This window comes from Pseudomonas sp. VE 267-6A (assembly GCF_024126555.1).
Taxonomy (GTDB): Bacteria; Pseudomonadota; Gammaproteobacteria; order Pseudomonadales; family Pseudomonadaceae; genus Aquipseudomonas; species Aquipseudomonas palmensis.
Genome location: NZ_JAMYBY010000003.1, coordinates 20,516 through 44,560, shown reverse-complemented (window position 1 = coordinate 44,560; position 24,045 = coordinate 20,516). Strand labels below are relative to the sequence as shown.

General features: G+C 63.9%; 14 protein-coding genes. 1 reads left to right on the top strand and 13 read right to left on the bottom strand.

What is annotated here, in order from left to right:
* Positions 1–17 precede the first annotated feature (17 nt).
* Positions 18–5,084, bottom strand: coding sequence for a hypothetical protein (locus tag NJH59_RS03670; RefSeq protein WP_253086410.1), 5,067 nt, complete (start codon positions 5,082–5,084; stop codon positions 18–20).
* Between the two features lie 326 nt (positions 5,085–5,410).
* Between NJH59_RS03670 and NJH59_RS03665 the strand changes: the two genes are divergently transcribed.
* A complete protein-coding gene (locus NJH59_RS03665) occupies positions 5,411–5,764 on the top strand; it encodes a BON domain-containing protein (protein WP_043863815.1) in 354 nt (117 codons plus the stop codon).
* A 136-nt stretch (positions 5,765–5,900) separates the two neighbouring features.
* On the opposite strand, the gene NJH59_RS03660 is transcribed toward NJH59_RS03665, so the two are convergent.
* The 12 genes from NJH59_RS03660 to NJH59_RS03605 form a co-directional block, all read right to left on the bottom strand.
* Complete coding sequence (locus tag NJH59_RS03660) at positions 5,901–8,837, bottom strand: DUF748 domain-containing protein (protein WP_253086409.1); 2,937 nt, start codon at positions 8,835–8,837, stop codon at positions 5,901–5,903.
* Positions 8,838–8,938: 101 nt separating this feature from the next.
* Positions 8,939–9,955, bottom strand: a complete 1,017-nt coding sequence (locus tag NJH59_RS03655; RefSeq protein ID WP_043863813.1) for a class I SAM-dependent methyltransferase — start codon at positions 9,953–9,955, stop codon at positions 8,939–8,941.
* Positions 9,956–10,014: 59 nt separating this feature from the next.
* Positions 10,015–10,884, bottom strand: coding sequence for an oxygenase MpaB family protein (locus NJH59_RS03650; protein WP_253086408.1), 870 nt, complete (start codon positions 10,882–10,884; stop codon positions 10,015–10,017).
* A gap of 33 nt (positions 10,885–10,917) precedes the next feature.
* Positions 10,918–12,852 carry an acetate--CoA ligase gene (acs, locus tag NJH59_RS03645; protein WP_253086407.1) on the bottom strand — a complete coding sequence of 645 codons (1,935 nt, stop codon included), beginning with the start codon at positions 12,850–12,852 and terminating at the stop codon, positions 10,918–10,920.
* A gap of 132 nt (positions 12,853–12,984) precedes the next feature.
* Complete coding sequence (gene pgi, locus NJH59_RS03640; protein ID WP_123753471.1) at positions 12,985–14,649, bottom strand: glucose-6-phosphate isomerase; 1,665 nt, start codon at positions 14,647–14,649, stop codon at positions 12,985–12,987.
* Positions 14,650–14,752: 103 nt separating this feature from the next.
* On the bottom strand, positions 14,753–15,610 hold the full coding sequence (gene panC, locus NJH59_RS03635; RefSeq protein WP_123753470.1) for a pantoate--beta-alanine ligase: 858 nt from the start codon (positions 15,608–15,610) through the stop codon (positions 14,753–14,755).
* Positions 15,607–16,407, bottom strand: coding sequence for a 3-methyl-2-oxobutanoate hydroxymethyltransferase (gene panB, locus NJH59_RS03630; protein WP_043863808.1), 801 nt, complete (start codon positions 16,405–16,407; stop codon positions 15,607–15,609). The genes panC and panB overlap by 4 nt, the downstream gene beginning before the upstream one ends.
* Before the next feature lie 250 nt (positions 16,408–16,657).
* The gene (gene folK, locus NJH59_RS03625) at positions 16,658–17,134 is read right to left on the bottom strand and encodes a 2-amino-4-hydroxy-6-hydroxymethyldihydropteridine diphosphokinase (RefSeq protein WP_058540546.1); all 477 of its coding nucleotides are present in this window, start codon (positions 17,132–17,134) and stop codon (positions 16,658–16,660) included.
* A gap of 6 nt (positions 17,135–17,140) precedes the next feature.
* Positions 17,141–18,526 carry a polynucleotide adenylyltransferase PcnB gene (locus tag NJH59_RS03620; protein WP_043863806.1) on the bottom strand — a complete coding sequence of 462 codons (1,386 nt, stop codon included), beginning with the start codon at positions 18,524–18,526 and terminating at the stop codon, positions 17,141–17,143.
* A gap of 697 nt (positions 18,527–19,223) precedes the next feature.
* The gene (locus NJH59_RS03615; RefSeq protein WP_043863805.1) at positions 19,224–20,660 is read right to left on the bottom strand and encodes a sigma-54 dependent transcriptional regulator; all 1,437 of its coding nucleotides are present in this window, start codon (positions 20,658–20,660) and stop codon (positions 19,224–19,226) included.
* Between the two features lie 22 nt (positions 20,661–20,682).
* Positions 20,683–23,637, bottom strand: coding sequence for a sensor histidine kinase (locus NJH59_RS03610; RefSeq protein ID WP_162484883.1), 2,955 nt, complete (start codon positions 23,635–23,637; stop codon positions 20,683–20,685).
* Entirely contained in the window at positions 23,621–23,797 is a 177-nt protein-coding gene (locus NJH59_RS03605) for a hypothetical protein (RefSeq protein ID WP_003250005.1), read from the bottom strand. Before NJH59_RS03605 ends, NJH59_RS03610 begins: the two co-directional genes overlap by 17 nt.
* Between the last annotated feature and the right edge of the window lie 248 nt (positions 23,798–24,045).

Here is a 24,045-nt window from a genome sequence, read left to right as displayed (position 1 = left end):
GGGCATTTTTTTTGCTTTCAGCCGGCAGCGCCGGCAAAGCGCCTGCGCCCCAGGTTGGTGATGATCAGGCTCAGCGAGTCGGCGTTGGCCAGGATCAGGTCGGTGCGTACCTGCGGATCGCTGTAGAACGCAGTGCGTGCAGCTGCCAGGGTGTTTGTCTTGCTTAGCCGAAAGATCGCGGGCAGGGCTCGTCCATCCTTTTTCCTGATATCTCTCCAGGTCTGGCTCGAGGTGTCGAAGGTTCTGAACAGCGCCTGGGCGGGGGTGTTGATCGAGAGCCCGTTCTGTTTGTAGCCAAGGATCGTCTGATAGGCGATACGCCCGCCCCGCGTGTGCTGGCTGATCTGGTCCGGGAAGGGGGCCGCGGCTTCCACGTAGGCGATATCCACGGTTCGAAGTACCTGGTGTGACAGCTCGTGTATCAGCGTCGTTGCTTGCTGGTGGGCGAGCAGCTCGATGGCCGGTGGCGTTGCGTAAATCGAAACGTCCCATGGCAGGGTGAACACGCGCTCGGTGAGAAAGATCCGCTTGCCGGGGTCGTTGTGGTAGGTGAAACCGTAGGTATCGCGCTGATCGGGCATGTTCATGCCCACTACGAGGCGTTTGGAGGTGACCGTGTCCATCGAGGCCGACAACAGCTCGTCCAGTATCCGCTGGGTATAGTCACGCAGCAGGCGTACTGTCTGGTCTGAGGGAGGGTGGTCGAACACGTTTTGCAAGATGCTCAGTGTCTCGGGCGGCAGGGGCGCCTGGGGCGAAGACAGGTTGAGGTTCTTCAGGCAGGTGTCCAGATAGTGGCGGCTCAAGGCATGGGCACGCAGTAGCATCTGGTACTTGGTCGGCTGGAGCGCGGCAATGTTCTTCATTCCCGAAGCCAGCGTGGTGTAGCGCAGGGATATGTCTTCGTTGGCCAGGGCCGTTTCGAAACTGCTGTAGGCCGCGCCGCCGCCACGCAAGCCTTCCTGCAGATCAACCTGCCACTGATTTCCCGTTCTTTGCAGCGTGGGCCCGAGTCGGCCCTGCTTGATGATCTGCCACTGCTGTGCTGGCTTGGCCACTTCATAGACGTGGCCCGCGATCACGCAATAGAAACGCTCGGTACCCGGGGCGAAATAAAGCCCCAGGGTGGTGTTGCGGACCATGTCCTTGAGTTGCACGTTCTGCGCCTGCAGGTCACTCAGCCGGTTGGGTACCAGGGGGTTGAGCAGTACCTCGTTCCAGGCAGGGTCCAGTTCCAGTGCAGGCGTGAGGGGTGAAGGCTCGTCAGGGGTCTTCCTGCTCACGCTCGAGCCACCTGGGCGCATCATGACCAGGCCACTCAGGGCGGTGACGAACTCCGCAAGCGATTCGCCCCAGTTGTGCTGCAAAGCGGCGTTACCGGATGCCTGCAACCACTGGACACTCTGTAGCGAGCTGAGCATGGCTGCCAGCTTTCCAGGCAGGAAAAACGAACTCTGCTCGATGGCAAGGCCCATTACATAGCGCAGTACATTCCAGTATTCCTCGGCGGTAGTTACCGTGCGTGCCTTGGTCAGGGCCCGCAGGAATGCCACGTTCTCGGTGAACAGGTAGTCAAGGGCATTGCCTTCGATCTCGCTGCGCACCAGTTGAACCGCACCGGGGGTGGGCGAGAAATCGAACAGGTCCGATGAGGACCAGAACAGATGGGGGTGAAGAAAGCCGTTGTGGTCGTATCGCGACTGCACCGTGTCGGGAAGCCGGTTCAGAATATCTCGTTGCAGCTCTGGGTCCGAGAGGATGGCACTGCGCAGTGCGCCCTGGTCCTTGAACTCGAGCAACATCTTGTGTGGCCGGTAGGCGCAGTACAACACCAGGGGCCCGTCCTGTTCGCCCTGCGGGCCGATCACATACATGCCCCTCACGGTATCGGGGGCGAACCCTTGCTCGGCCCGTAGCTGCAATTGGCACAGGGTGATCTTCCTGCCCTCGACCAGGTCGCGGGCGAGGGCATCCGGCTTGGCCAGCACATGGGAAAAGTAGTAAAGCGCCTTGGCCGATAGTTTGTTGTCCAGAAAATGCTGATACCCCTCTTCCATCAGGTAGGCGGTGGATACCAGCGTGTAGCGATGACGGCGTTCGAGGTAGTCGGGATCCTGCGGGGTTAACTTCTTCTCGAGCAGGGCACGGTATGCACTGGCCACGTCGAGGCGGTCGATCATGTTGCGGATGGTGGCTGCTTCCAGCGCTTCAGGTGCCATGCCTGGTCGCGTGACGCTGACCTTCATGCTTGTCGCTGTGCCGGTCAACCGGCTGTGGGTCAGGGCATACTCGCTCAGTGTCTTGGTGGTGGTGGCCAGGTCCGAGGAAATCGGCGAGGGCGTCTGGCCGGGCATTACCGGGTTGGGGGTGAAGTGCGTGAAGGTGACGGTAATCAGGTCGGGATCGTCCGGTGCGCTCGGGTAATCCTGGGCGAGCCCTGCCTTGAGCTGCTGGTTGGCGAAGTCGTTGAGCGTTGGGATCGAGAACAGGTAGTTGAACTTGGGGTTGCTGACACGGGCGCAGGCCTGCACCAGTTGCGCGTAGTTTTTCATTTGCTGCGGTGTCGCGTTACATAGCCATGCCGGTAGAAGGGTGCGCAAATACTGAACCTCGAGGCTGTCGCGTACCCGCTGCAAGGCCCCTTCGAACGGGTGCCTGGCGGCCTGGTTATCGATGAAGCGTTGCAGCAATGAGGTGCCGAGCCTGCTGCGCAGGGCATAGCCCAGGTAGTAACGCCGGGTTGCAGCACGAAAGCGTGCCGCACTGTGTTCAACAAACGCGAACAGCTCGCTTTGTTCGATGAGGCGTACGCTGGGCTGACTGGCACCTGGAAGCTGCGCCAGGGTGTGCCAGTTGCGCAGGTCTTCGGCGTTCACCAGGCTCAGCCACTGATGAAGCTTCTCCGGGTCGTCGAATGCGCCGGTCATTTCAGAGCGCAAGGCTGCTTCGCTGCTGAATTGACTCAGTGGCTCCAGCGGTGACCAGAGCAACAGGCTGTCATTGTCGGCCGTTGCCCGCTGCAGCACGAATGCATCGGCCAGTGGCAGCAGCCCGGCCTTGCCGGGTACCGACAAGCTCAGGCTGTGCAGGCGAATGGCACTGTGCCCCGGCCGGTCCAATGCTTGCTGCAGCAGGTCGAGCAGCGCGTCATCGATCACGCCGTTCTCGCGGGCTTGCTCCAGTTCGATGCGCAGCAGCGCTTCGTACAAGCTGCGCATGCTCGTGAGCGGGGACACCACACTGTCCTTCAGGCGCAACCGACCCGTGTCGAACGCCTCGAGTTGTTCAAGGTAGGTCGAGGCAAAGCCCGCTTTAAGGGTGTCGATCTGTTGCCGGATCACGGGTGCCGACGGCCACGACAGTGGCAAGCCTTGCCGGTCCTGCACCTGCACCTGATCCTGCGGCGCGTGCTGGTTGCCTGTTTCGCCCAGCTGTTCGAGAAACCTGTCGACCACCGTGCCAGTCTTTTCTGCCCATTTGAGCTGGATGTCCAAGGGGTGCAACTGGCCGTCGCTGATGGCGTCGAGGCTGGGGGCAAGCATGTCCAGAACACAGGACTGCACCTTCGGCTGGGCGGTGGCCAGGGATTGAAACAGCTGATGCAGTGCCCTGGCACGGGTGAGGCGCTCCACCAGCGTAACGCTCTGGCTGGGTGGCACGGGCAGCCTCATGGCGACTGCTGGCTGTGCATCGGGCAGCCATCGACCGTTGACCCCCAGGTGGGTCAGGCGCCTGTCCACCAGCGCGCGCATGTCCAGTGCATCTTCGACCCCGGCCATGGCCGTGCTGCTCTGGGCACCGGGGAAGCGTAGTGCGTGGGCAAGACGCCGGTTGACCAGTGCGATCAGCGCATCAGCAAGTGCGAGGAATATCGGTTGACCGACCTCGACCAGCCTGACCACAGGTGTCGCGCTGGCTTGCAACTGCTCCCAGTCATCGCGGCTGATCGAGGCGGGGCAAGCAGGTTGTGTGAGCAGGGCCTGGCAATGCCGTTCAAGGGCGGCCTGATCGGCGAAGTGTTGGAACCCGGTTCGTGTGCTGAACAGGAACACACCCTTGCTGGTATCGGTCGGTTGCTGCAGGGCCAGGCTGTCGGCCAGCAGCACCGTCCTACCAATGTCCTGAGCCGCTGGCACCAACGCCAGGCTACACACCCCCAAGGCGCCCAGGTCGGGGATCAGCGCTTCACGCAGCCATTGCAGCTGAGGGGTGTCGATGCGTTGTTCATTGGCCGCTCGCAACAGCGTACGACAGTAGTTGTCGGCAAGGCCAAGTGCCAGGGCTTCGCGGTTATCGCTGCCCACGTCGTTGTCGACACTGCTCCAATAGCTTCGCAGGGCCTGTGCAAAGGCCCCCGGAACGGCCTTGGCAGTGCTGGCAAGGGCCTGCTCGCAGGCGAGTGGGTCGGGCGTGTCGTGCGTTGCGGTGCCATCGCGTACGAAGCGGCGCTTCAGGTCGATGCCCAGTGGCTGGCCGCTGAACGCGTCCAGTGCAACATCGGCCAGGGCCTGCGTGTGCACCACGCTGGCGTTACTGGCAATGACCTGGACCCGTTGTTGCGCGATGTCGTCGACGCCCTCCAGCAGCGTCGAGAAGGCTGTGCTCAAGCAACTGTCGAGAACACCGGTCAGGGTGGGCAGTTTGGCCAGCCCGCCGGATTGCCCCCGCAGCAGATCGATTTGCTGTTGCATCAGGTGGTGTGACCACCGCGTGAACACGGCATCGCTCAGGTTCACGAACTGCAGCGGTTCGCTCGGCACGCCCAGGTGAGTCAGCTGGGCCTGCAGGGCACTTTCAAGCTGTTGCAGCGTGTTGAAGCCCTGTACGCCATGCAATGGGCTGTACAGGTAGGTCGCCTCAAGCAGTGGGTCGCGCTGATGAATGACCAGGCAATTGGCAGACAGTGGCTGCAGGTTGCCTGTCACCTCCACCCGCATGCTCGCCGGCAGGGTCGTTTGATCGGCCAGGCGATGCAGCCACCGCGCTTCGATGATGCTCAGGCTCAGGTCGCGCTGTGCGGTCTCCAGCGCGGTGATGAAGCCTGCGCGCAAGGTGCCGGGCTCAAAGTAGGGCATCACGATCATGGCGTTTCCTGCAGCGGGGGACCCGGTTCATCCGGCTCACGACGCCTGCCACGTTAGAGGGTGCCCTGTTGCAGGCAGTGGTACATATTGCAACGCCCGTTGGATTCCCGGGCATGGGTGCGGCGGTATTTTGTGAACATGCAACTTGCACGCGCATCCATTGCAAAGCATGCAATGTGCACGATGAGCTATTTTTTGGTGATTTTTAAGCTATTGATTTTTAAAGGTTTTATTTTTTATTCGGGTTGGCACAGCTTCTGCAATATCCCTGTTACCTGCTGCCAGGAATGACGGCGCAGACCTTTCGAAAAACAGGAGTGTCTCGTATGAAGAAGTTCGCTATTGCTGCTGCTACTGCCACCGCGCTGACCCTGACCATGGCTAACGCCGCCTTTGCAGCCCAACCTGCATCGCAAGCACCGATGATGCTGGCTGCTGGTGAAATGACCAAGGCCAAAGAAGAAACTTCCGATACCTGGATCACCACCAAGGTCAAAGCCGACCTGGTCACCGAGAAAGGCATCCCGGGTACCGACATCAAGGTCGAAACCAACAAAGGTGTGGTTTCCCTGTCCTCGACCACCGCGATCACCGAAGCGCAGAAAACCACTGCGGTGAACATCGCCAAGAAAATCAAGGGCGTGAAAGCCGTTTCGGCTGATGGCCTGAAAGCTGAGTAAGCGTTTCGCTCGCTGATCCTGACGGTTCATGCGAAAGGCCACACGGAGGTGGCCAACCCTAAAGCCCCGGCGCAGTCAGCCGGGGCTTTTCTTTGTGCGCTGGAACGCTGGCCTGGCGCCAGTGCTCCCGCCAGCCCTACTCGGCGTCCAGGTGCAGGGGCGAGATCACCCGGCCATCCGCTTCGGCCTGGCCCAGCGTGGCGTCGATGAAGTACACCCGGTCGTCTTGCAACTGACCCTTGTCGACCAGGTAGTCCTTGATGCTGCTGGCGCGTGCCTGACCGAGCTGACGCAGCAGCACGGTGCTCTCGGCCCATGACTTGATCACCGCTTCCTGCAGCTTGGCAGTACGCTGTGCACGGTCCAGCTGCTCCCACTCGGCCGGTGGCTGCTGCTTGAGACGGGTACGGTAGATGCCCTCGAGCATGGCCGGCTTGTCGCCATCGGGCACCTGCAGTTGCGAGGCCTGTGCCGGCACCTTGTCGCCGCGACGCTGAAGGATCTTGTAGTAGGTGCTCTGGTACTCACGATCCAGACGCTGTGCGGCAATCAGTGGCCCGTCGCTGCTCTGGGCGCTGGTGCCTTCGATTTCCAGGCGCAGGGCAGGGCGTTCCTTGAGTGCTGCCGCCAGCTTGTCCAGCGAGTCCTGGGCATCGCTGCTCAGCTCGCTTGAGCCGGGGGCGAAGGACACGGTGCCCAGGTCTTCGGACCCGCCACCACTGACCAGCCCGCCGATGAACTTGAACGGCGCCTGGGCGGCGCGCAGCACCAGGTTGCGCAGGGTCTGCCACACGATCGGCATTACGCTGAACTGCGGGTTGTTGAGGTCGCCCGACACCGGCAACTCGATGGAGATCTTGCCCTCGGTGTCCTTGAGCAGCGCGATCGCCAGGCGAATCGGCAGGTTGACGGCGTCGGGGCTGTCGACCTTCTCACCCAGTTGCAACTGCTCGACCACCACCTTGTTCTCGGCCTTGAGCTGGCCCTTGGTGATCAGGTAATGCAGGTCCAGGTTCAGACGGCCCTTGCGAATCCGGTAGCCGGCGAACTTGCCCGAATACGGCGTCAGGGTCGTCAGCTCGACACGCTTGAAGCTGGTGGCGATGTCCAGGCTGGCCATCGGGTCGAACGGGTTGAGCGCGCCCTTGATGGTGACGGGCGCATAACGGTCCACCTTGCCCTTGATATCGACCTTGGCCGGGTGTGGCTGGCGGTTGTCGATGGTGCCGATCTGGCCGTTCAGCTGCTGGATGGCGGTGGCGAAGTTGGGCGTCAGGCTGAAGTCGGCGAAGTTGGCCGAGCCATCGTTGATGTCGATGCCACCGATACGGATACCCAAGGGCTTTTCATTGCTGGCCGTGCGCTTGCCCTGGGGCTTGGCGGCGCCGTTGGCCGGCTGCGGAATCAGCAGGTCATCCACGCTGGTGGTGCGGTCTTCGTTGATCATGAAGCGGGCATAGGGCTGCTGCAGGGTCACCTTGGCAATGCTCAGCGTATCGCCGTGGCGATAGTCCAGGCCGTCCACGTTCAGTTGCTGCCATTTGACGAAGTCACGGCCCTTGATGGTGTCCAGGGTATGCAACTGATTGACCTGCGCCTTGCCGGTGACGCTGAACGCCAGCGGGGCGGTGTTCTTCAGGTCCACGTTCAGGTCGCTGCCGAGCATGCCGCTGCGCAGCTCCAGGCGAATGAACGGGCTGATGTAGGCCTGGGCTACCCGCAGGTCGATGTCCTGTGTGCTGACCTTGAGCCGGGCGCTGACCGGTGCCAGGTTGACCTCACCCGATGCCTGCAGCTTGCCCTGGCGGCCGACGCCGCTGTCGAGCTTGAGGGTGAAGGGGCTCTTGTTGAGGCTGTCGAAGTTCTGCAGGTCGAGGTTGAGCGGGCCGACATCCAGCGCCACCGCTTCTTTCTGCGAGCGATCGGCCAGATGAACCTGGTAGTTGCGCAGTTGCACGTCGCGCAGCAGCACCTGCCACGGCTTGCCGGGCGCGGCCTTGGCGCTGGCTTCCTGCGGCGCGGGCCCGGCAGTGGCCGGCTCGGCCTTTTCCTTGGGGGTGGCCTTGGCAGGCTGGCTGGCGAAGAGTTTTTGCCAGTCGAGCTGGCCGTCGGCTTCCAGGGCAGCCCAGGTTTCCAGCTTTTCACTGCGGATCTTGCCGACCGTGACCAGCTGTTTGGCCAGGTCGACCGTGGTTTCACTCACGTCCAGTCGGGCCAGGCGGGCCAACGGGCGACCGTCCGGGGCCTTGATCGCGAAGGGGGCGATGCTGAGCGAGGCGTTGTCCAGCAGCAGCTCGGTTTCCTTCGACAGGTTGAGCTTGTAATGGGTGTCCAGGTTGAGCACGCCGTCTTCAAGCACCAGCGGCAGGGCGTCGCGCACGTACGGCCACCACACCTTCATCTTGCCGTCGGTGACCTTGAGGGTGCCTTCGGAGGCGATCGGTACCAGGCTGATGGTGCCGGCCCAGTCGATGCGCCCGCCCTCTGGCCCGGCGGCCACCAGGGTCATGTCGGCGTTGTCGTCGGGCAGGGTGCTGAGGTTCTTCAGCTCCAGGTTCATCGAGTCGTAGAGGAATTCGATCGGCTCGCTCGGGCGCAGGTCCTGGAAGTGCAGGTAGCCCTCGCTCAGCTTGATGCTGCCGATGCGCAGCGGGAACGGTTCGCTTGCCGGTGTCTCGGCCTTGGGCTCGCTGGGCGGCAGCTTGAACAGCTGGGTCAGGTTCAGGCTGCCGTCCTTGGCGAACAGCAGCTCGGTGCGCGGCTTGTCCAGCTCGACGGCTGCCAGGTGCAGCGCACCGGACCACAGGCTGTCGAGCTGCAGGTTGGCGTAGAGGCGTTCGAAGCCGACCTGCTCCTTGCCGGTCTCGCCGATCTGCAAGCCCCATAGTGTCAGCTCGAGGCTGAACGGATTGAGCTCGATACGCTGGATGTGCGCCGGCACGGTGGCGTAACTGGCCAACTGCTGATTGGCGATGCGCAAGGCTACGCCAGGCAGGATCAGGAAACCGAGGAGGCTGTACAGGGCCAGGCCGGCCAACAAGGCGCCGAGGGCGCGTTTCAATCCTTTGGGCATGTGCGGCGTCGTCTGTCTAGAGCGGGAGTGCTTGGAGTATGGCACGTTAATTCGGTTCCGAAGGTAGTCCGAAATACCGGACCACCTGCGGTTTTTTCCACTTACAGCTGCAGGATCAAGCACTTCAGGGGCGGCTGTCCGTCCAGTGACGGGAAGTCGTCTGCCGGCTTGAGCACCTGCCATTCCCGCACCGGGCGGCCGATCTTCTGTGCGCAACGCAGTACCTGCTCGCGCCAGTCGTCGAGGCCGACCTTGGCCAGGTTGTTGCAGCAGATCAGCACGCCGCCTTCGGCCGTGCTCAGCAGGGCGGGCTTGAGCAGGCTCTGGTAATCACGCAGCAGGTCGACGGTGCCGAACGCGCTCTTGGCCCAGGCAGGCGGGTCGAGCAGTACCAGGTCGAACTCGCGCGGCTCCAGGCGCGGGTAGGCCGGCAGCTTGTGCCCGCGACGCTGGCTGACCGGCAGGCCTGCCAGCTGGCGAATGGCCGGAAAGTAGTCGGACTGGATGAACTCCATGGGCGCCAGTTGCGGGTTGAGTGCGCCGTTCTCGCGGCCAACGGCCAGGTTGCCTTCGGCGAAATCCAGGTTGCACACCGCGCTGGCACCTCCGGCGGCAGCGCTCAGGCCTACCCCGCAGGTATAGGCGAACAGGTTGAGCACGCGTTTGCCGGCACTGTGTTGCTTGACCCAGCCACGGGCATTGCGCAGGTCCAGAAACAACAGCGGGTCCTGGCCGGCATGGCGACCGCGCACGCGGTAGTTCAGGCCCCACTCGTGACCGACCAGGTCGGCCAGCGCAGCCTCGCTGGGCTGGTAGACCGGGTCGCGCCGGTCGATGCGGCTGTTGCCCTGGGAGCGGTCGTTGTACACCAGCAGCAGTGGCAGGCCCAGTTCGCGCTCGATGTGCCCATGCAGGTCCAGCAGGGCATCGCGCTCGAGGGTGTGGTGAAAGCTCTGTACCAGCAACTGCGGGCCATAGCGGTCGACGGTCAGTCCGCCCGCGCCTTCCTGGCTGCCGTGGAACAGCCGGTAACAGTCGGTGCCCTGGGCGTGCAGCTCACTTAGAAGCTGCTGGCGGGCGTCGAGGGCGGCGCGCAGCGCCTGATTCAAGGAGGACATGCACGTAGCCTTGGTTTGCGGGCGTGCAGTTTAACAGCAGGCGGGTGCCTTGCACCTGTTCAGGCGCAGCCCACTCGCCGCCTGGCCCGGTGCAGCGAACTGTCGCGCATGGCCCAGCGCAGCACCGGCGCCGTGCTGTCGATGCCCAGGCCTACCAGCCGCCGCTTGAGCGGGTGCGGCGTGCGCTCGAGCAGTTCGCCGGCCCAATCGGGCAGCAGGTTGATCCCCGCCTGCATCATCAGGTTGGCCACCGGTTTGGCCAGGCGGCTCGGCGCCGGGGCCTCCAGCAACACACGCACCACTTCGCGGCTGCGCTCGTCGCATGCCAGTTGCGGGCGCATGGCTTGCAGGTAGTGCGCCACCGCCTGGCGCGAACGCGGCACGTTGCGAGCCCCCAGGCGTTCGGCCACCAGGGCGATCTCGGCGTAGTAGGCGTCCTGGTCGGCCAGCGAGAGGTGCGGGTTGCGGTAGCGCAGGTGCGCGGCCATGAAGCTGCTGACTTCGGCCACGTGCACCCAGGTCAGCAGGTCCGGGTCACTGGCGGCATACGGGCGGCCATCGGCCGCGGTCCCCACCACCTGCAGGTGAATGGTGCGTACCTTGTCGATCAGCCATTCGGCGTCGCGTGTGGAGCCGAAGGTGGTGCCGGAGATGAACTGGCTGGTGCGGCGCAGGCGGCCGATGATGTCCTGGCGAAAGCTGGAATGGTCCCACACCCCGGCCAGGGCCAGCGGGTGCAGCACCTGCAGCAGCAAGGCGCTGATACCGCCGATGAGCATGCTGGGGAAATCCCCGTGCACCTGCCAGCTGATGCTGCGCGGACCGAACAGCCCGGGGTCGCCCTTGGGCTGTTCGAGGTCGAGTTGGCCCAGGGCCAGGCCCGTGAGGCTCAGCAACTGTGTTTCGATACGGCGGCGTAGCGCTTCCATGGATACCTTGAGGCACCGTCGCCGCGGTGCCGTTCATTGGTTCAGGCGTTTGTCGATCAGGCCTTGGACCACGCTCGGGTCGGCCAGGGTCGAGGTGTCGCCCAGGTTGTCCAGCTCGTTGCAGGCGATCTTGCGCAGGATGCGGCGCATGATCTTGCCCGAGCGGGTCTTGGGCAGTGCTGGCGCCCACTGGATCAGCTCGGGTTTGGCAAAGCTGCCGATCTCCTTGCTCACCAGCGCCAGCAGTGCCTGCTTGAGGTGGTCGTCCGGGGTCACGCCGTTCATGGGCGTGACGAAGGCATAGATGCCCTGGCCCTTCAGGTCGTGAGGGTACCCGACCACGGCGGCTTCGGCGATGCTGTCGTGCAGCACCAGGGCACTTTCCACCTCGGCAGTGCCGATACGGTGCCCGGACACGTTGATCACGTCGTCGATGCGCCCGGTTATCCACAGGTCGCCATCGGCATCGCGGCGCGCGCCGTCGCCGGTGAAGTAGTAGCCTGGCAGGGGTTTGAAGTAGGTGTCGATCATGCGCTGATGATCGCCGTATACGCTGCGGATCTGCCCCGGCCAACTGGCCTTGATCGCCAGCAGCCCGCTGCCGGGGCCCTCGATCAGCGCGCCCTTGTCGTCCAGCAGCACCGGCTGCACGCCGAACAGCGGACGGGTGGCACAACCGGGCTTGATGTGGCGGGCGCTGACCAGCGGGCTGAGCATGATGCCGCCGGTCTCGGTCTGCCACCAGGTGTCGACGATCGGGCAGCGCTTCTCACCGACCTTCTCGAAGTACCATTCCCAGGCTTCCGGGTTGATCGGCTCGCCCACGCTGCCCAGCAGGCGCAGGCTCTTGCGCGAGGTACCGTCGAGCGGCGCCGAACCTTCGCGCATCAGTGCCCGCAGAGCGGTGGGGGCGGTATAGAAGATGTTCACCTGGTGCTTGTCGACCACCTGCCAGAAGCGCGAGGCATTGGGGTAGTTGGGCACGCCTTCGAACATCAGGGTGGTGGCGCCGTTGGCGAGCGGGCCGTAGACGATGTAGCTGTGGCCGGTTACCCAGCCGACATCGGCGGTGCACCAGAACACCTCGCCGTCGCGGTAGTCGAACACTACCTTGAAGGTCAGGGCGGCCTGTAGCAGGTAGCCGGCGGTGGTGTGCAGTACGCCCTTGGGCTTGCCGGTGCTGCCGGAGGTGTAGAGGATGAACAGCGGGTCTTCCGCATCCATCGGCTCGGGCGGGCAGTCGTCGCCCACCTGGCTGATTGCCTCGTGGTACCAGAGGTCGCGGCCTTCGTTCCAGTCCACTGGGCCGCCGGTGCGGCGTACCACCACCACGCTGCTGACGTCCGGGCAGCTTTGCAGGGCCTTGTCGACGTTGTTCTTCAGGCCAATGCTCCTGGCGCCGCGCACGCCTTCGTCGGCGGTAATCACCGTGCGGCAGTCGGCGTCGAGGATGCGGTCGCGCAGGGCGTCGGGGGAAAAGCCGCCGAACACCACCGAGTGAATCGCGCCGATGCGGGTACAGGCCAGCATGGCGAAGGCAGCTTCGGGAATCATCGGCATGTAGATGCACACCCGGTCGCCCTTTTTCACCCCGCGCTGCTTGAGCACGTTGGCCAGGCGGCACACCTGCTGATGAACCTGGCGGTAGGTGAGGGTGGTGGACTGCTGCGGGTCGTCGCCTTCCCAGATGATCGCCGGCTGGTCGCCGCGCTGAGCCAGGTGGCGGTCCAGGCAGTTGTAGCTGACGTTGAGCTTGGCATCCTTGAACCAGGTTGCCTGGCCCGTGCGCAGATCGCTCTGCTGAACAGCCGACCAGGGGCTGATCCAGTCCAGGCGCCTGGCTTGTTCGGCCCAGAAGGTGTCGGGATCGTCTACGGACTGGCGATACAGGCGCTGGTAGTCGGCCTGGGAGAGTTGTGCCGCCTTGCTGACGGCATCGGCTTCGGGGTAGTCGCTGATATCGAACATTGGGGGGCCCTTTCCTGTTGGATAGGTGTCGCTCCCATCGCGGGCCAAGCCCGCTCCCACGAGGTGTACATCGTACCTGTGGGAGCGGGCTTGGCCCGCGATGGGGATAACAACATCCCGACAGTGTAGCCCTTAGCCCCGGTGACGCCCGCGGAAGTAGTTGATCAGGCCCTGGGTCGAGGCATCTTCGGCCGGCTCTTCGATACCGCCGGTCAGGCGCTGGTACACGCCCTTACCCAGTTCCTTGCCCAGCTCCACACCCCACTGGTCGAAGGCATTGATGCCCCACACCACGCTCTGCACGAACACCTTGTGCTCGTACATCGCCACCAGCGCGCCCAGGCGCCGCGGGCTGATACGCTCCACCACCAGGGTGTTGCTCGGACGGTTGCCCGGGATCACCTTGTGCGGCGCCAGGCGCTGTACCTCGGCTTCGGCCATGCCCTTGTCGCGCAGCTCGGCCTCGGCCTCGGCGCGGGTCTTGCCGAGCATCAACGCCTGGCTCTGGGACAGGCAGTTGGCGTACAGCCACTGGTGGTGGTCGGCCACCGGGTTGAAGCTCACCACCGGCACGATGAAGTCGGCCGGGATCAGCTGGGTGCCCTGGTGCAGCAACTGGTGATAGGCATGCTGGCCGTTGCAGCCCACGCCGCCCCAGATCACCGGCCCGGTGTCGTGGTCGACCGGGGTGCCGTCCTGGCGCACGCTCTTGCCGTTGGACTCCATGTCCAGTTGCTGCAGGTGCTTGGTGATGTTGCGCAGGTAATGGTCGTACGGCAGGATCGCGTGGCTCTGGGCGCCCCAGAAGTTGCCATACCACACGCCCAGCAAGGCCAGCAGCACCGGCATGTTCTGCTCGAACGGTGCGGTCTGGAAGTGCTGGTCCATGGTGTGGGCACCCGACAGCAGCTCCTTGAAGTTGGCGGTGCCGATGGCCAGGGCGATCGGCAGGCCGATGGCCGACCACAGCGAATAGCGTCCGCCTACCCAGTCCCACATCGGGAAGATGTTCTCTTCACGGATACCGAAGGCCACCGCAGCGGCCTTGTTGCTCGATACGGCGATGAAGTGCTTGTACAGCTCGGCTTCCGAACCACCCTGGGCCAGGTACCAGACCCGAGCCGCCTGGGCGTTCTTCAGGGTTTCCAGGGTATTGAAGGATTTGGACGACACGATGAACAGCGTGGTCTCGGCACGCAGCTTGGCCGACAGCTCGTGGAATTCGCTGCCGTCGATATTGGCCAGGTAGTGGCAGCGCACGCCGCGCTGGGCGTAGGGCAGCAGGGCCTCGGAGACCAGCTCCGGGCCGAGGAACGAGCCGCCGATGCCGATGTTGACCACGTCGGTGATCGGCTTTTCGCTGTAGCCGCGCCACAGGCCGTCGTGGATGCGCCCCACCAGCTCGGTGACCTGATTCAGCACCTTGTGCACGTCGGGCATGATGTTCACGCCATTGACGCTCAGTTTGTCGCCCACCGGGCGCCGCAGCGCGGTATGCAGGGCCGGGCGGCCTTCGGAGGCGTTGACGATTTCGCCGGCGAACAGCGATTTGATCGCGTCCTGCAGGCCCACTTCGTTGGCCAGCCCCACCAGCAGTTCGCGGGTCTGGTGGTCGATGAGGTTTTTCGAATAGTCCAGAAACAGCCCGCAGCTGCTCAGGCTGAACTGCTCGAAGCGCTGCGGGTTGGCGTTGAACGCATCGCGCATGCTGAAGCCCTGCATGGCGCTGCGGTGTTGCTGGAGCGCCTGCCAGGCGGGCAGCGTAGTGACATCGTGGGGGGTGCGGTAGTACGCCATCGCTGCAGGTTTCCTTGGTACGTGAACTGCCTTTGACACTGGAAAGACGGGCCCGTTTCCAGTGTGGCAGGTTAATTGCCCGGCAGCCCGGCCGGGTGCGTTGTCACTGTTCGTCGAGGTTCAGGTGCAGGTTGTCGATCAGGCGCGTGGCGCCCAGTACCGCTGCCACCAGAATCACCAGGTCGCGGTCGTGCGCCGCTGCCGGGCGCAGGTTCAGCGCCTGACGGATTTCCAGGTAGTCGGGCTTGAAGCCGGCCTCCACCAGTTGTTGCCGACCTTCGGCGATCAGCACCTCGAAGTCACGGCGGCCCTGGCCGATTGCCTGGGCGATCCGGCTCAGGGTGCGGTAGATCGTGGGCGCAGTGGCACGTTGTGCGTCGGTCAGGTAACCGTTGCGCGACGACAGGGCCAGGCCGTCCTCGGCGCGCACGGTCGGCTCGCCGATGATCTGGATGGGCAGGTTGAGGTCGCGCACCAGCGCGCGGATCACCGCCAGTTGCTGGAAGTCCTTCTGGCCGAACACGGCCAGGTCGGGCTGGACCATGTTGAACAGCTTGCTGACCACCGTGGCAACACCCTCGAAGTGCCCAGGGCGGCTGGCGCCACACAGCCCTTCGGACAGGTGCGGCACGCTGACCAGGGTCTGGGACGCCATGCCGTCGGGGTACATTTCTTCGACGTTGGGGGTGAACAGCAGGTGGCAGCCGGCCTGCAGGAGTTTTTCCTGGTCGGCGGCGAGGGTGCGCGGGTACTTGTCGAGGTCTTCGTTGGCGCCGAACTGCAGCGGGTTGACGAAGATGCTCGCCACCACGAAATCGGCCCGCTGCGCGGCCTTGGTCACCAGCGCGGCATGCCCGCTGTGCAGGTTGCCCATGGTGGGCACGAAGCCGATGCGCTTGCCCTCGCTGCGTGCGCGGGCGACCGCAGCGCGCAGTTCAAGGATGGTCTTGACGGTATTCATGCGCTGAACCCATGTTCGGTGCCGGGGAAGGTCACGCCCTTGACGGCTTGCACGTAGGCACCGAAAGCACCGGCAATGTCGGGCTGGCCGAGCATGAAGTTCTTCACGAACTTGGGCACGCGGCCGCTGAGCGACAGGCCGAGCATGTCGTGCATCACCAGTACCTGGCCATCGGTGGCGCTGCCTGCACCGATACCGATGACCGGAATGGTCACGGCCTGGGTGATTTCCGCCGCCAGCTCGCTGGGCACACATTCGAGCAGCAGCATGGCTGCGCCGGCCTGCTCCAGGGCGATGGCGTCGGCGCGCATCTGCCGTGCCTGGTTCTCCTGGCGGCCCTGGACCTTGTAGCCGCCCAGGATGTTCACGGTCTGTGGCGTGAGGCCCATGTGCGCACACACCGGCACGCCGCGTTCGGCCAGCAGGCGAATGGTCTCGGCCAGCCAGGCGGCGCCCTCGACCTTGACCATGTGCGCGCCGGCCTGCATCAGTGCGCCGGCATTGGCGAAGGCCTGCTCGGTGGTGGCGCAGGCCATGAAGGGCAGGTCGGCCAGAATCAGCGCACCCTGGTTGCCGCGCTTGACGCAGGCGGTGTGGTAGGCCATTTCGGCGTTGGTCACCGGCAAGGTGCTGTCATGGCCCTGCAGGACCATGCCCAGGGAGTCACCCACCAGCAATATTTCCACGCCGGCCTGACTCGCCACCTTGGCAAAGGTCGCGTCATAGCAGGTCAGCATGGTTATTTTCTCGCCCTTGGCCTTGAGGCCTTGCAGGGTGGTCAGGGTTACTTCTGGCATGAAAGGAATCCTCGTTCAGGCGCTGTGAAAAACGACTGCGTACAACGCGTGTATTCATCTACTGGAACAGCACATCATCGATTGTGGTGTTTGGAGTACAACCCTGTTCCAGGCCTATATACGCCTTATGCGGCGCCGGGGCGCTGCGGGACGCCTATAGTCGTGAGCACGAAGACTGAAGTCAATTACCCTGTTACCGCATTGTTACGAAGGCGCTGTTACGGGCGTTACCGCGTGGGGGAGCGCCCGGTTACAGGCGCTCGAGGCCAACGAACGGGCATTCTGCCAGCCATTGCGCGAGGGGGCGCTGGTCGGGCAGGCAGAAGTCGCCGGGCACCAGCTCTGCCAGGGGGTACAGCACGAACGGGCGTGCGTGCATGTGGTAGTGGGGAACCTTCAGGCGCGGCTCGTCGAGCACCTGATCGGCATACAGCAGGATATCCAGGTCCAGGGTGCGAGGCCCCCAGCGTTCCTTGCGTTCGCGGCCCTGGTCGGCCTCGATGGCCTGCAGGGCATCGAGCAGCGCCAGCGGCGCCAGCGAAGTATCGAGCGCCGCAACCGCGTTGGTGTAGCGCGGCTGGCCAGGCGACAGCGAGTCGCTGGCGTAGAACGACGACACACCGGCCAGTTGCGAACCCGGCAACCGGCCCAGCGCCTCGAGGGCGCTGCGCAGTTGCTGTTGCGGGTCGGCCAGGTTGCTGCCCAGGCCGATGTAGGTACGCACCATGCGGCGTTACTCGCCTGCGCCGTCGGCGCGCTTGCGCTTGCTCGGGCTGCGCTTGCGTTTGCGCGGGCCCGCGCCGGCGCCGTCGTCGCGGCTGCCCAGGTCACGGATCATGTCGCGGCGCTCGCTGTCGTTGCAGTCCTGGTAGTCGGTCCACCATTGGCCCAGGCCGTCGGTTTCCTCGCCCGCGCTTTCGCGCAGCAGCAGGAAGTCGTAGCCGGCGCGAAAACGCGGGTTGTCCAGCAGCAGGTCGGCACGTTTGCCGCTGCGCCGTGGCAGGCGCTCCTGCATGTCCCAGATCTCGCGGATCGGCATCGTGAAGCGCTTGGGGATCGCAATGCGCTGGCACTGTTCGGCGATCAGCTCGTGGGCGGCTTCCTGCAAGGCCGGGATCGGCGGCATGCCACGGCTCTGCAGGCGCAGGGCACGCCCTGGCAGCGCCGGCCAGAGCATGGCGGCGAACAGGAAGGCCGGGGTGACCGGCTTGCCTTGCTTGATGCGCAGGTCGGTGTTGATCAGCGCCTGGCTGATCAGGGTGTGGGTGTAGGTCGGCTGGTCTTCCAGCGCCTGGGCACTGGCCGGGAACAGCGGGTCGAACAGTTGCAGGTCGACCAGCATCTCGAAGGTGTCGGCCGCATAGCCGGACAGGAACAGCTTCAGGGTTTCTTCGAACAGGCGTGCGGCAGGGATTTCGCGCAGCATCGGGGCCAGCTCGCGGATCGGCTGCACGGTGTGCTTTTCGATACCGAAGTTGAGCTTGGCCGCGAAGCGCACCGCCCGCAGCATGCGTACCGGGTCTTCCTGGTAGCGCTGCACAGGGTCGCCGATCAGGCGGATCAGACGGTTGCGGATATCGTGCACGCCGTTGGCGTAATCGAGAATGCGCTCGCTGACCGGATCGTAGTACAGGGCATTGATGGTGAAGTCGCGGCGCTGCGCGTCTTCTTCCAGGGTGCCGTATACATTGTCACGCAGGATGCGCCCGCTCTCGTTGCGTGAAGAGGTGTGGCTGTTCTCTTCCTCGACCTCGGGATGGTTGGCGCGGAAGGTGGCGACTTCGATGATTTCGCGACCGAAATGGATATGCACCAGCTTGAACCGCCGGCCGATGATCCGGGCGTTGCGAAACTCTGCACGGACCTGTTCGGGGGTGGCACTGGTGGCGACGTCGAAGTCCTTGGGGGTAATGCCCAGGAGTTGATCGCGAACGCAACCGCCGACCAGGTAGGCCTGGTAGCCTGCGTTCTGCAGGCGCTCGACGATGTTCACCGCGTGGCGGCTGAACTGGCCACGTTGCAGTGAATGCTGGCCGCTATTGATCACTTCGGGCGTGGTGCGAATGTGGTGCTGGCCACGCACGGTAGGACGGAATGACTGGAACAACTTCTTCAGCATGGGATGCACTGTTTGAAGGAATGTTCGGCCAAAAACGAAGAATGGCCGCATGATGGGCGGGGATTCTAGCATTTACTCGAAGGATGGTGTAGGCGGGTGCATCGGGCGGGCTGAAAGCCGGAAACTACAAGGGGAGCCGAAGCTCCCCAAGAAGTAGTTGCATGCTCTTATTGTTCTTTTGCCGGGCTTCTTGTTTTTGTTGAGTGCCCTACCCACAAAACCGCAAGGCTTGTGGGTGTTCTCCCTAACCGGGAGTCAAGAGCAAACGGATTGCTTTGGTCGCTGAGGTTGCAGTGATCATGCGATCCAACCAGTTCAGGCCCTGCTTGAGTGCAGTTTTTGTTGTTCTCTGCCTGGTTGTGGGGCAAGCCCCAAATACAACTCCTCTCCAAAAGAATCAGTTAGCTGCGCCTCCGCCGTCTTGTTCTTATTGTGCGTGAGCCGATTCGTCTTATTTTTATTGTCTTTTGCAGTGCTTGTTATTGTTCTTGTACCGAACATATAGCAGGTGCCGTGCCAACTTTTGCAAACCCCAGTAAAACAAGGGGTTAGGCGGTTTTGGCGGCGTCTGGCGGGCATAAAAAAACCGGGGATTCGTTACCGTATGCCCCGGTTTCTGTTACGTGATCAGCGTGAGGTAACATTTTTTTCACACGCCCTGGTGTTACCTGCCGGTAACACCGGTGCGCGTGCTGGTTCAGCTTTCGCTGGTGGCCCCGCTCTTGCGCCGCGGGATACCCAGGCGCTGACGACGTTCCCACAGGCATTTGCGGCTGACACCGAGCTTGCGGGCCAGCTCGGTCTCGGTCATGTGGTCCTGGTGTTCGAGTACAAAGTGCTGGAAGTAGTCTTCCAGTGACAGGTCTTCGGTCGGTTCGTGGCTGGTGTTGCTGGCGGCGCCACCGGCAGACGGCAGGCCGGCGAACACGTCATCGTCTTCCAGGTCGGCCAGCTCGATGTCGATGCCCAGCAGGTCAGCAGAGATTTCCGGGCTTTCGCACAGGATCACCGCGCGCTCCACAGCGTTTTCCAGCTCTCGCACGTTGCCCGGCCAGGAGTAATGACGAATGGCCTGTTCGGCGTCATGGGCGAACTTCAGGTCGTTGCGCCCGATGCGTGCGCTCTGGCGGGCGAGGAACGCATTGGCGATCTCGTTGACGTCGGCGCCACGCTCGCGCAGGGCGGGCAGCTTGAGGGCGATCACGTGCAGGCGATAGTAAAGGTCTTCGCGGAACTGGCCGACCTTGGCCAGGTTCTTCAGGTCGCGGTGGGTGGCGGCAATCAGGCGCACATCGACCTTTTGCGATTGCACCGAGCCCACCCGTCGGATCTCGCCTTCCTGCAGTACGCGCAGCAGGCGGGCCTGGGCTTCGAGCGGCAGTTCGCCGATCTCGTCGAGAAACAGCGTGCCCCCGTCGGCCGCTTCGACCAGGCCGGCACGGCCGGCGCTGGCGCCGGTGAACGCGCCCTTTTCGTGACCGAACAGCTCGGACTCGATCAGGCTTTCGGGAATCGCCGCGCAGTTGACCGAAATCATCGGCGCCTTGGCCCGGCGTGACAGGTTGTGCAGCGCGCGCGCCACCAGCTCCTTGCCGGTACCCGATTCACCCTGGATCAGTACATTGGAGTCGGTGGGCGCGACCTTGCGGATCTTGCCGTACAGGTCCTGCATCGGCGGGCACGAGCCGATGATGCCGATTTCGCCATTGGCATTGCCCGGCTTGTCCGCCGGGGCCGCCTTGGCGCCGGCGCTGCTGCGCTCGGCAGGGGCGGCGGGGGCGTTCTGGCGGTCGCGCAGGATGCGGGCGACGGCCTGGAGCATCTCGTCGTGATCGAAGGGCTTGGCGATGTAGTCCACTGCGCCCATCTTCATCGAGTCGACGGCCGAGCGCAGGCTGGCGTAGCTGGTCATGATCAGCACCGGCTTGCCTTCGCCCAGCTTGATCAGCTCGGTACCCGGTGCGCCGGGCAGGCGCAGGTCGCTGACAATCAGGTCGAAGCTCGGAATGCTGAAGCGTTCCTGGGCCTCCTGTACCGAGCCGGCTTCGCTGACCTGGTACTGGTTGCGTTCGAGCAGGCGACGCAAGGCCGAGCGGATGATGGTTTCGTCTTCGACGATCAGAATATGCGGCATTGATTCAATTCTCTCGACGGTCTCAGTTCACAGCGGACGTCGCTACGACATGACGCGGCAGGGTCACACGGATCCGGGTGCCACGCTGGCTTTGGGTATCGGCCGGGCTGTCGATGGTGATTTGTCCATAATGCTCTTCCACGATGGAATAGACCAGAGCGAGCCCCAGCCCGGTGCCTTCGCCCGGATCCTTGGTGGTGAAGAAGGGTTCGAACAGCCGGTCCATGATGCTCTTCGGAATGCCGCTGCCTTCGTCCTCGACGATCAGGTCGACGGTGTGCTCGCTGGCTTCGCTCTTGACCCGTACCGCCGTGCCGGCCGGCGATGCATCGCGGGCGTTGGACAGCAGGTTGATGAGTACCTGCGCCAGGCGCTGCGGATCGCCGTCGACCCAGTGCTCTGGGTCGCACAGGTTGAAGAACTGTACTTCGAAATTGCGCCGGTTCAAGGCCAGCAGACCGATGGCATCCTGCGCCACTTCGGCCAGGCACACCGGTTCGTCACTGTGCTGGTGGCTGCCGGCGTGGGCGAAGCTCATCAGCGACTGGACGATGCGCGAGATGCGCTTGGTCTGCTCCAGGATCTGGCTGCTCAGCTCGGTGATCTCGCCGTCGTCCTCGCGCTCTTCACGCAGGTTCTGCGCCAGGCAGGCGATGCCGGTGACCGGGTTGCCGATTTCGTGGGCGACCCCGGCGGCCAGGCGGCCGATGCTGGCCAGGCGCTCGGAGTGCACCAGCTTGTCTTCGAGCATCTGGGTTTCGGTGAGGTCTTCCACCAACAGCACCAGGCCGCTGTTGCCCGGTGCCAGGGGCTCGTCGATGGCCGCCTTGTGCAGGTTGAGCCAGCGGGTCTGCCCGTCCAGGCCCAGGCGCTGTTTGTGCAGGTGCTCGTCGGGCACGTTGATGAACCCCAGCAACAGGCCGCGCCAGGGTTCGCCGATGGTGGTCAGGCGCGAGCCGACCACACGCTTGGCGGGGATGCCGGTCAGCTCTTCCATGGCCCTGTTCCACATCAGGATCTCCTGATCCTTGGCCAGCGAGCAGACGCCCATGGGCAGCTCCTGCAGGGTCTGGCGGTGGTAGCGGCGCAGGGCATCGAGCTCGGCGGCCAGGCCGGTGAGGCGCGAGTGATAGTCTTCCAGGCGGCTCTCGATGAAATGGATGTCTTCGGTCACGTAGTTCTCGCTGCCCGACTTGTACGGCAGGAAGGTCTCGACCATGTCCTGTGCCACGCTGGGGCCCATCAGGCCCGACAGGTTGGCCTCGATGCGGTCGCGCAGACGTCGCAGGGCGTACGGGCGGCGTTCGTCGAAGGGCAGGTACAGGTCGCGCAGGGCTTGCTCGACTTCTTTCTGCGCGGCCTTGGCGCCCAGCGGCTTGGCCAGCTGGGTGGCGAATTCCTGCGGCGAGGCGGCGTGCAGTTCGCGCCGTTGCGGACGGCGCACGTTATCCACGGCGCAGGCCTCGGCGGCGGCGACTTCCTCGGCGCTGGCGTTGCTGAACAGCGAGATCAGGGTGAACAGCAGCACGTTGGCCGCCAGCGAGGCGATCGCCGCCATGTGCCAGCTGGTGTCGTCGAGCACATAGATCATGTTCAGCAGCGGAATGTAGAAGCCCTGCAGGTTGCCCACCAGCGGCAGCAGCATGGTCACCATCCACACCAGGATCCCCGCCAGCAGGCCGGCGATGAAGCCGCGCCGGTTGGCGGTGGGCCAGTACAGCACCGACAGCACGCCGGGCAGGAACTGCAGGGTGGCAACGAAGGCGACGATGCCCAGGTTGGCCAGGTCCTGCTGGGCGCCGAGCAGCAGATAGAAGCCGAAACCGGCGGCGATGATCGCCACGATCAGCGCGCGGCGCGTCCATTTCAGCCAGCGATAGATGTTGCCTTCGGCCGGCGGCTGGTACAGCGGCAGCACCAGGTGGTTCAGCGCCATGCCCGACAGCGCCAGGGTGGTGACGATGATCAGTCCGCTGGCGGCAGATAGCCCGCCGATGTAGGCCAGTAGCGCCAGAGCCTGATTGTTGGCGGCGATGCCCAGGCCCAGGGTGAAGTATTCCGGGCTGGTGCTGGCGCCCAGCTTGAGCCCGGCCCACAGGATCAGCGGTACCGCCAGGCTCATCAGCAGCAGGAACAGCGGCAGGCCCCAGCTGGCGCTGACCAGCGAGCGCGGGTTGAGGTTCTCGGTAAAGGCCATGTGGTACATGTGCGGCATCACGATGGCCGAGGCGAAGAACACCAGCAGCAGGGTGCGCCACGGGCCTTCCTGCAAGGGTGTGTGCAGCGCGGCGAGGGCGGTCTGGTTCTGCAGCAGCCACACCTCCAGCTCGTGCGGGCCGCCGAACACCCCGTACAGCGCATACAGGCCGATGCCGCCCAACGCCAGCAGCTTGACCACCGACTCGAAGGCGATGGCGAACACCAGCCCCTCGTGTTTCTCGCGGGTGGCAATATGGCGTGAGCCAAAGAAGATGGTGAACAGCGTGATCATGGCGCAGAAGGCCAGGGCCACGCGACTCTTGACCGGCTCGCCGGTGAGGATGCTGATGGAGTCGGCCACGGCCTGGATCTGCAGGGCCAGCAGCGGCAGCACGCCGATCAGCATGAAGATCGTGGTGAGGGCGCCGGCCCAGGTACTGCGAAAGCGGAACGCGATGAGGTCGGCCAGCGACGAGAGCTGGTAGGTGCGGGTGATCTTCAGGATCGGATAGAGCAGCACCGGGGCGAGCAGGAATGCACCGGACACTCCCAGGTAGCAGGCCAGGAAACCGTAGCCGTACTGGTAGGCCAGGCCGACTGTACCGTAGAAGGCCCATGCGCTGGCGTACACGCCCAGCGACAGGGTGTAGGTCAGTGGGTGGCGAATGATCGAGCGCGGGATCATGCCGCGCTCGCTGATCCAGGCCACGCCGAACAGCACCAGCAGGTAGGCGGCGCTGATCAGGATCATCTGGGTCAGGCTAAAGCTCATCGGCATCACGTTGGCTCTGCAGGATAAAGGTCACGACGATCAGGATCAGCCACAGCAGGTAGGGGCGATACCAGGCGCCGGTGGGTTCGATCCACCAGTCCATGATGGCCGGGGAGAACAGGTAGATCCCCACTACCAGAAGCAGGACCAAGCGATAGATGTACATGCGGGCCTCGTTGGCTGTGGACGCTGCGTGCCTGGGCTTATTATTGGCGCAAATCGGCGTCGATGGTAACGGAAGGGCCGGTGCCTGCAAACGACCTTCGCCAGAATGCCCAACGAATTGAATTTGTTGGGCTTTGTGCAAGCTGTTCCGGCCTCTTCGCTGCCCAGGTTCTGTACTGGCCTTGAGGGCAACGGTGCACCGGTGGGCGCTGGCCTGCCAGCGAAGGGCACAGCGCCTGTGTCAGCAGT

What these genes read in the sequence shown, in the direction of transcription:
- NJH59_RS03615 (WP_043863805.1), bottom strand. Translation starts at nt 20,660, where the DNA reads ATGCCGCATATTCTGATCGTCGAAGACGAAACCATCATCCGCTCGGCC.
- NJH59_RS03605 (WP_003250005.1), bottom strand. Translation starts at nt 23,797, where the DNA reads ATGTACATCTATCGCTTGGTCCTGCTTCTGGTAGTGGGGATCTACCTG.
- NJH59_RS03655 (WP_043863813.1), bottom strand. Translation starts at nt 9,955, where the DNA reads ATGTCCTCCTTGAATCAGGCGCTGCGCGCCGCCCTCGACGCCCGCCAG.
- NJH59_RS03660 (WP_253086409.1), bottom strand. Translation starts at nt 8,837, where the DNA reads ATGCCCAAAGGATTGAAACGCGCCCTCGGCGCCTTGTTGGCCGGCCTG.
- NJH59_RS03670 (WP_253086410.1), bottom strand. Translation starts at nt 5,084, where the DNA reads ATGATCGTGATGCCCTACTTTGAGCCCGGCACCTTGCGCGCAGGCTTC.
- acs (WP_253086407.1), bottom strand. Translation starts at nt 12,852, where the DNA reads ATGTTCGATATCAGCGACTACCCCGAAGCCGATGCCGTCAGCAAGGCG.
- NJH59_RS03665 (WP_043863815.1), top strand. Translation starts at nt 5,411, where the DNA reads ATGAAGAAGTTCGCTATTGCTGCTGCTACTGCCACCGCGCTGACCCTG.
- NJH59_RS03610 (WP_162484883.1), bottom strand. Translation starts at nt 23,637, where the DNA reads ATGCCGATGAGCTTTAGCCTGACCCAGATGATCCTGATCAGCGCCGCC.
- panB (WP_043863808.1), bottom strand. Translation starts at nt 16,407, where the DNA reads ATGCCAGAAGTAACCCTGACCACCCTGCAAGGCCTCAAGGCCAAGGGC.
- pgi (WP_123753471.1), bottom strand. Translation starts at nt 14,649, where the DNA reads ATGGCGTACTACCGCACCCCCCACGATGTCACTACGCTGCCCGCCTGG.
- folK (WP_058540546.1), bottom strand. Translation starts at nt 17,134, where the DNA reads ATGGTGCGTACCTACATCGGCCTGGGCAGCAACCTGGCCGACCCGCAA.
- NJH59_RS03650 (WP_253086408.1), bottom strand. Translation starts at nt 10,884, where the DNA reads ATGGAAGCGCTACGCCGCCGTATCGAAACACAGTTGCTGAGCCTCACG.
- NJH59_RS03620 (WP_043863806.1), bottom strand. Translation starts at nt 18,526, where the DNA reads ATGCTGAAGAAGTTGTTCCAGTCATTCCGTCCTACCGTGCGTGGCCAG.
- panC (WP_123753470.1), bottom strand. Translation starts at nt 15,610, where the DNA reads ATGAATACCGTCAAGACCATCCTTGAACTGCGCGCTGCGGTCGCCCGC.